The organism is Mesorhizobium sp., from assembly GCF_005063415.1.
In the GTDB taxonomy this organism is placed as follows: Bacteria; Pseudomonadota; Alphaproteobacteria; order Rhizobiales; family Rhizobiaceae; genus Mesorhizobium.
Genome location: NZ_SUEG01000247.1, coordinates 1 through 927 on the forward strand (window position 1 = coordinate 1; position 927 = coordinate 927).

Here is a 927-nt window from a genome sequence, read left to right on the forward strand (position 1 = left end):
CAAGCTGAGGCCAAGGCGAAAGTTGAAGCCGAGGCGAAGGCGCAAGCTGAGGCCAAGGCGAAAGCTGAAGCCGAGGCGAAGGCGCAAGCTGAGGCCAAGGCGAAAGCTGAAGCCGAGGCGAAGGCGCAAGCTGAGGCCAGGGCGAAGGCTGAAGCGGACGCCAAGGCAAAGGCGGATACAGCGGCGAAGGCCGAAGCCGAGGCCAAGGCGAAAGCCGAGGCGGCTGCAAAGGCCAAAGCGGATGCCGAAGCGAAAGCCAAGGCGGCGCTACAGGCTGCCGAGGAAGCAGCACAGGCCGAAGAACAGCAACGCCAGAGGGCGGAAGAGGCGTTGCGGATCGCCTCGGAAGAAAAGGCAAAGCTCGACGCCGAACGCAAGGCCGCGGCCGAGCAAGCGCAGAAGATGGAGCGTGAGGCTCGGCCCGCAACCAATGACAATCAGTCGCCAGCGGAACTCGCGCCAAAACCCCAGATCGATCCCTCATCGATCGACAATTTGCTGAAGTCGCTGGAGGGAGGTTAGAGCGAACCCGTCATCCCGGCGCTTGGCCCAGTCCAGCACATAGAGCCGGAGCGCCGAGGAGAGATTGGCATCGCGCGGGCGGCTCTCGTCGATCTCGGCGACAAGCGCGGCGAGCGTCAGCTTTCGCACGGCCGCAATAGCGACCAGGTCGTCGTAAAAAGGCTTTTCGAGCGAATAGCTGGTGCGGTGGCCGCGAATGGTGACCGAGCGTTTTTCGACCGGGCTCACGCGACGATCCTATTCACACTTCAAGCATCGGATTTGTCCGAATCGCCCGATTTTTCGCGGCGATGACCGGCGACGAATTTGTCGGCCTTGTCGGCGATCAGGCGGTCGCGATCCCGGCTGGTTTTGGAACGGCCATGCAGCGCTCGGTTCTGTTCGGCCAGGCGCTCCTTCTCGGCT

The 927-nt window shown here is 63.0% G+C and carries 2 protein-coding genes and 1 pseudogene; 1 reads left to right on the forward strand and 2 read right to left on the reverse strand.

Translation table 11 applies throughout. The features are described 5' to 3' along the window. Positions 1–522: pseudogene (locus tag E5W70_RS31015) on the forward strand (AsmA protein); the annotation flags it as partial. Here E5W70_RS31015 and E5W70_RS31020 read toward each other — a convergent pair. Together E5W70_RS31020 and E5W70_RS31025 are read right to left on the reverse strand one after the other, a co-directional pair. After that, positions 481–750: a ribbon-helix-helix domain-containing protein gene (locus E5W70_RS31020; RefSeq protein WP_292665062.1), complete on the reverse strand. Its 270-nt coding sequence runs from the start codon at positions 748–750 to the stop codon at positions 481–483. The pseudogene E5W70_RS31015 and the gene E5W70_RS31020 sit on opposite strands and share 42 nt — an antisense overlap. Before the next feature lie 20 nt (positions 751–770). Beyond that, positions 771–927 (reverse strand): DUF4169 family protein (locus tag E5W70_RS31025; RefSeq protein ID WP_292665066.1); only part of this gene is annotated, 157 nt, incomplete at its 5' end.